At 72.1% G+C, this 6,628-nt stretch carries 3 protein-coding genes and 1 pseudogene; 3 read left to right on the top strand and 1 reads right to left on the bottom strand.

What is annotated here, in order from left to right; genetic code table 11:
- Positions 1-838: PD-(D/E)XK nuclease family protein (locus RWP81_RS13025; RefSeq protein WP_314456757.1), on the top strand; the 838-nt coding region annotated here is incomplete at its 5' end.
- The gene (locus RWP81_RS13020) at positions 799-4,122 is read left to right on the top strand and encodes a UvrD-helicase domain-containing protein (RefSeq protein WP_399540602.1); all 3,324 of its coding nucleotides are present in this window, start codon (positions 799-801) and stop codon (positions 4,120-4,122) included. The genes RWP81_RS13025 and RWP81_RS13020, both read left to right, overlap by 40 nt.
- Positions 4,123-4,743: 621 nt before the next feature.
- Here the strand turns inward: RWP81_RS13020 and RWP81_RS13015 are convergent.
- On the bottom strand, positions 4,744-6,165 hold the full coding sequence (locus RWP81_RS13015; RefSeq protein ID WP_314456755.1) for a phosphotransferase: 1,422 nt from the start codon (positions 6,163-6,165) through the stop codon (positions 4,744-4,746).
- A 108-nt stretch (positions 6,166-6,273) separates the two neighbouring features.
- Between RWP81_RS13015 and RWP81_RS13010 the strand changes: the two are divergent.
- Positions 6,274-6,628, top strand: a pseudogene (locus RWP81_RS13010) (hypothetical protein); the annotation flags it as partial.

The raw sequence follows: 6,628 nt of genomic DNA, 5'->3' as shown, positions 1-6,628 counted from the left end.
GTACGGCGTCGCGCCACCGACCTCCGCCGCGCCGCTGCGCGACCTCGATCGCGAAGACGTGCGCGTCTCGCCGTCGCGTCTGCATGCCCTCGAAGAGTGCGAACTCGACTGGGTGATCGCCGATCTCGGCGGCGACCGTGGCGGGACGACCGCCGGTATCGGCACGATCATCCACGCGGCGCTCGAAACAGCGTCGTCGTCCTCCGAAGACGACCTGTGGGCCGTCGTCGAGGAGCGCTGGGGAGAACTCGCGTTCGATGCCGTATGGAGAGAACGGGCTGAGAGAACCCGCGCGCGTGACCTCGTACGACGGCTCGCCACCTATCTGCGGCGCTTCGACGACGCCGGCGGGCGGCTGGTGGGGGCCGAGCGGCATTTCGAGGTGCCGATCCCTCTCGTCGATGCCGGCGAGCACGGCGCCGTGCTGAGCGGCGACATCGACCGTGTCGAGATCACTCCGGCGGGCGAGGTCGTGATCGTGGATCTCAAGACCGGCAAGAACGAACCGCAGACCGACCAGAAGGTCGCCGACAACCCGCAGCTCGCCGCGTATCAACTCGCCTTCTCGTCGGGGGCGATCGAGCAGGTGGCGGGGTTGCCGTCGGGTGGGGCGAAACTCCTCGTGCTGCGGCCGAGTGCGACGAAGAAGGACTATGCCGAGCCGACGCAGCAGCCGTTCGACGATGTCCAGCGTGAGGAGTTCGTCACGCGCGTCCAGCGCGCCGTCGGCGTCATGCGGGGCACGAGCTTCGCCGCCCCGTACGAGGTGCACTGTCGCGACGAGTTCTCGTACGGTCTGTGCCGCATCCATACGGTCTCGGCGGTGAGCGCTTCGTGACCGTCGGTCTTTCTGCCGCGACCATCGCGGCCGCACTGGGCCAGTTCCCGCCCACCGCCGAGCAGACGGCTGTCATCGAGGCACCGCTCGCCCCGGCGCTGGTGGTTGCGGGTGCCGGCAGCGGTAAGACCGAGACGATGGCCGGCCGCGTCGTCTGGCTGGTCGCCAATGCGCACGTGCGTCGAGACGAGGTGCTCGGTCTCACGTTCACGCGAAAGGCCGCGGGTGAACTGGCCGAGCGCATCCAGAAGCGATTGCAGCGTCTTTCGGAGTTCGAGTCGCGCGGCCTGCTGTCCGCCCTCCCGGCCCTGCACGCCGCGGGCAGGCTCACCGTCTTCGGCGACCTAGCGTCGGCCGAGGGCGCACGCGGCGACGCCGCGCGTCGCGAGGCGCTCGATGCCCTCGCCTCCGAGGTCGGTGTCGCCGCCGCGTCGGCGGCCGACGCCGATCAGCTCCTGCACCGCCCGACGGTGTCGACCTACAACAGCTTCGCCGACTCGATCGTGCGCGAGCACGGGCTGAGGATCGGGCGGGATGCCGAGTCGGCGGTGCTGTCGGAATCCGCGGCCTGGCTGCTCATGCGACGCGTCGTGTTCTCCTCCGACGACCCCCGCCTGGAGGAGCGGCAGGAGTCACCGCGCACGCTCATCGACGCGGCGCTGCGAATCGCCCGCGACGGCGTCGACAACCTGGTCGACCTCGATCGGCTCGCGGCCTTCCCCGACGAATTCGGGCGCGTCGTCGAACGCCCCTCGACCTCCAACCGCGTCGATGTATACAGAGAGGTCGCGGATGCCGCGACGAAGGTGTCGGCGCTCTCGCTGCTCGCCGACCTCGCCGCGGCGTACGACCGCGAGAAGTCGCGCCTCGGCGTCATGGATTTCGCCGACCAGGTCGCCGGTGCGCTCCGCATCGCCCGGGAGCATCCGGCCGTCGTCGAGGAACTCCGCGCGCGGTACCGTGTCGTCCTGCTCGACGAGTACCAAGACACCTCGGTCGTTCAGACCGACCTGCTCGCGACACTGTTCGGGGGGACGGGGGTCATGGCCGTGGGCGACCCGCACCAGGCCATTTACGCCTGGCGTGGTGCGAGCGCGGGCAATCTGGGCGGTTTCCCCGGCGCTTTCGCGCCCGCGGGCGGATGCCGGCACTTCTCCCTGCTGACCAGCTGGCGCAACAGCGCGCGGGTGCTCGACGCCGCCAACGCCGTCCTCGCGCCGCTCGCCGCCCGCGCGGCTGTCGCGGTCGAAGAGCTGCGATCACGGCCGGGTGCGCCCGACGGTGTCGTCGAGACGGTGTTCGAGAACGACCTGGACGCCGAGGCCGACCGCGTCGCGTCATGGTTAGTGGGCGTACGCGCCGCGCGCGCCGCAGAGGGACGCCTCACCACGGGGGCACTGCTGTTCCGCAGCAAGAAGCACATGGTGCGCTTCGGCGACGCGCTCGGCCGTCGCGGCATTCCTCATCGCATCCTCGGGCTGGGAGGTCTGCTCACGACACCCGAGGTGGTTGACGTGGTGTCGGTGCTGCGGGTTATGAGCGACCCCGAGGCGGGGTCCGCCCTCATCCGCCTGCTGTCGGGACCGCGATGGGCGGTCGGCCTCGCCGACCTCCGCGCGCTCGCCCAGGTGGCGCGCCGCCTCGCCACGCACGACGTCGCGCTCCAACCGCTCGCGGCCGACGTGGTGGACCGCCTGCGTTCGACGCCGGGCGCCGACCGGGCTTCGCTCGTCGACGCCCTCGACTTCGTCACGCGCCAGACCGACGGTCACGGTTGGTTGGCCGACATCACGCCCGAGGGGCGCGCGCGTCTGCGCGAGGCGGGGGCCGTGTTCGCCGGGCTCCGCCGCAGTGCCGGCGCCCCGATCCCCGAGCTGATCAGGCTGATCGAGACGGAGCTGCGACTCGACATCGAGCTCGCCGCGAACGAGTCGCGCGGACCCGCGCGCGTCGCGTCGGCGCAGCTGCGCGCCTTCGTCGACGAGATCCGCGGCTTCCTCGCGGCCGACGAGTCGGGGTCCGTCGCGAGCCTCCTGGCGTGGCTCGACCACGCCGAGCAGGCCGACGAGTTCGCCCCGCGCACCGAGCCCCCCGAGGCCGACGTCGTCCAACTGCTGACCATCCACGGGTCCAAGGGACTCGAATGGGATGCCGTGGCGGTGGTGCGGCTCGTGACCGACGAGCTGCCGTCGCTGGCGCGCGACACCAAAGGCTGGTTGGGCTTTGGCATCCTGCCCTCCGAGTTCCGCGGCGACTCCGCCTGGCTACCCGTCTTCGGCTGGCGTGGCGCCGAGACGCAGCAAGACCTGAAGGCGGCGATGGAGGCGTTCGTGTCCGACAATCGCGCGCGTCAGCTCGACGAGGACCGACGACTGGCGTATGTGGCCTTCACCCGCGCCCGCGATCACCTTCTGCTCTCGGGGTCGAGTTGGTCGGGCACCAAACGTCCGCGACGCCCGAGCGTCTTTCTCGAGGAAGCCGCGGAAGCCCTAGGCATCGACCTCGAGGTCGGCGAGCTCGACGATGACCCGTACGACGGAGAGCGTCGGCTCCTGCACTGGCCGCTCGACCCTCTCGGCGCACGCCGCACCGCCATCACGGCGGCCGTGGCGACCGCGACCGCCGCGCGTGCGAGTCCTCCCGCGCGCGCCGACGACGACCTGAAACTGCTGCTCGCGGAGCGCGCCGACCGCCTGCGGCCGTCGCACGCCCCCGCCCCCACGCGCATTCCGGCGTCGAAGTTCAAGGATTTCGTCGCGGACTACGGCCGCGCCGTCGACGACCTGCGGCGGCCGATGCCCGAACGCCCGTACCGCCAGACGCGACTCGGCACGCTCTTCCACGCCTGGGTGGAGCAACGCTCGGGCTACGTCGGCGCGGGGATCGGACTGGACGACGACGGTCTGTGGGATGACGACGAGATCGGGGCGTCCGCCGCCCACGCGGCAGACCTGCAGCGGCTGCGTGAGTGCTTCGAGCGGTCGGAGTGGGCGAACCTCCGCCCCCTCGAGGTCGAGACGGAGATCGACTTCGTCACCACGCGACTCGACGGTCGCGAGCACGTCGTCATCTGCAAACTGGATGCCGTGTACCGCCGCGGCGACCGCTACGAGATCGTCGATTGGAAGACGGGTCGGCCGCCCACCACCGACGCCGATCGACGCGCGCGCATGCTGCAGCTCGAGCTCTACCGGGAGGCGTACCACGCCAAGCACGGCATCGACATCGACCTCATCGACGTGGCGTTGTTCTACGTCGGCGACGAACTGGTGCTTCGGGGCTGAGGGACACCCGCGCGGGGGGCTTATCGGTACAGGCGGGGGTGCCTGGGCTCTGCCGCGCGCGAGGGCGTGGCGCCTCGCCCTGGGTCGATCGTGTGGCTCAGGCGGAGTCACTCGGGGCCCTGTCGAGCGGCGGGGCGTGGCGTGGCGCTTCGCCCTGGGTCGAGCGTGTGGCTCATGCGGGGTCACTCGGGCCCGTCGAGCGGCGGGGCGTGGCGTCTTGCGAGGATCGAGCGTGCGGCTCGGGCGGGGTCGCTCGGGGCCTGTAGAGCGGCGGGGCGTCACGCCTTGCGAGGCAGCGGGCGCCGGGGCGTGTGGTTTGGGGCGGATCCGTACGTTCGGGGCGGCAGTTTCGCGCCCCAAGGCGCCGATTCCGCCCCAAACCAACCGATTCCGCCTCACACCAAGAGGAGGCGAACGCGAGCGGCTCGGCGGGGTACGGTCCGCGCCTGAGGGGAAGTGGATGCCGGGGGCTGAGCGCGCGGATCAGGCGGGGTCACTCGGGCCCTGTCGAGTCGCGGGGCGTGGCGTCTTGCGAGGGTTGAGTGCGCGGATCAGGCGAGATCGCCCGGGGCTCCGTCAAGTTGCCGGGCGTGGCGGGGCGGCCGTGCCCGGGGCGAACGCTCAGGCGGGGTCGCCCGAGACCCCCCAGCGGCGGAGAGCGGCCCGGCTCGCGCGAAGGGCGTCTTCGTCGTCGTCGACGATCGCCTCGGGAGTCGAGTCGGCGCGCGACGACTCTTGCCCCGGGGCCGCAGCGGTGCGAGCCGTGGCATCGCCCTGGTCAGACGCGTCTGCAGCGGCGCCGCGCGGTGCGTCGTCGCCCCAGCCTTCCAAGTCGACGGGGGCGGTGGCGTCATGGTCGATGCCGTCGGGCGCGGGCAGCTGGTCGACGTGGAGGGCGCCGGTGGCGGCATCCGGATTCGCCCGGTCATCCATCGCGGCGGCGAGTGCATCTGCGGCGGCCGCGCGGTCCCGCTCGACCGCGAGGTACAGCGACAGCGCCTCGGGATCGTAGGCGTCGGTCTGCATCGACGTGTCGACGCGACCGGGCGCCGACACGGGCGGCACGCTCTCGACGAGTGCCATAGCGTCGTCGATGTCGCTCCGCGTGTCGGACACGATGTGATCTCCGCGGACGCCGTCGGCCAGGGCATCGAGCAGAGCGACTGCGTCGTCGACCACATCGGCCTGTCCGGCGTCGTGACCGTGGACGAGCCACCGGGCGAATTCCAGTTCGGCGTACAGGCGGGCGCGCTCACGCAGCAGGGGATCGGGTGACCGCTCGCCGGCCGCCGCGTAGCCCTCGTGCACGTCGTCGGCGGCGGTGGGGGCGGATGCCAGCCACCGCAGGTCGACCGCCGGGTCGCCGACGCTGAGGCCGGCCCAGTCGAGGACTCCCACGACGTGCGGGATGCCGTCGGCGTCGTCGGCGAGGACGATCGACGCGCTGGTCGCGCCGCCCAGGACGACCGCGGATTCGAACCGCCACAGGTCGTCGACGTCGAGGGCGCGCCGCCAGCGCAGCATGAGGTCGTCGCTCACGCGCCCCGTGGCGTCGGCGCGGTCGAGCAGGCGCCGGATGTCGTCGCGGACCTGCTCGGAGGTGCGGACCGGGAGACCGTCGGTGCGCACGATGGATGCCGGGAGGGCATGAACGGCCGCGAGTGCCCCGCCGATCGCGGGTGCGTAGCCGGGCCCCTTCGGCAGCTGCGCGGGATCGATGCGGTAACCGTCGATGCGATCGACCACGAGCACGCGCTGCGCGCCGGACCCGCTCTCGCCGAGGACCTCGGGCACGGCGAACGGCAGCAGTGCCCGCACGCCGGCGGTGAGGGCGTGCAGGGCTCGCGACTCGGCTGCCAAGTCGTGGGCGCCCTCTTCGCCGGCCGGCATGCGCACGACGACCTCGCGGCCGTCGTCGGTGCGCGCGAGAGCCGAGTCGAACCGTCCGCCGGCGTTCTCGGTGAGGACCCGAGCGCTGGTGAACACGGTGCCGGGCAGAGCCGTCGTCGCCGACGCAGCTAAAATGAGGGGCGAGCGTGCCATGTCTCCCAGGGTAGGTGGGCCCCTCGCCCCGCCGTCCACGCCACGCCCTTGGGCGGGGGAGCTCGCGCCGGAACCGCCCGCCCCGTCCACTCGTGAGAGAGGTGCCTCATGTCGCGCTCCGCAGTCACGCCCTTCGACGCAGATCCCGCCGCGGGGCCGGAGATGCGTGTCGACAGGTCGGCCGCGGAGCGGGACGAAGACGATCTGCTGCTGCGCCTCCTGAACGACCCCCTCACCCGCGTGCTCGCCGTGCGCCGCGATGCCGCGCCTGTCATCGGGGGCCATCTCGCCCTTGCCGAGGTGGGCCGACTTCGGGGGGCCTCCCTCGAGAAGACCGGGATCACCGTGCCGGGCGTTCACGAGTGGGCTTTCCTGGGCCGTGACGGCGACGGGGGAGCGATCGTGCTCGCCGTCCTCGCGGACGACGTCCCCGACGACCTCGTCGCGGACGCCGCTTGGGCGC

Origin of the sequence: uncultured Microbacterium sp., assembly GCF_963521695.1 — a bacterium.
Classification (GTDB): Bacteria; Actinomycetota; Actinomycetes; order Actinomycetales; family Microbacteriaceae; genus Microbacterium.
This window is presented reverse-complemented; position numbering and strand designations above follow the sequence as displayed.

What these genes read in the sequence shown, in the direction of transcription:
- RWP81_RS13015 (WP_314456755.1), bottom strand. Translation starts at nt 6,165, where the DNA reads ATGGCACGCTCGCCCCTCATTTTAGCTGCGTCGGCGACGACGGCTCTG.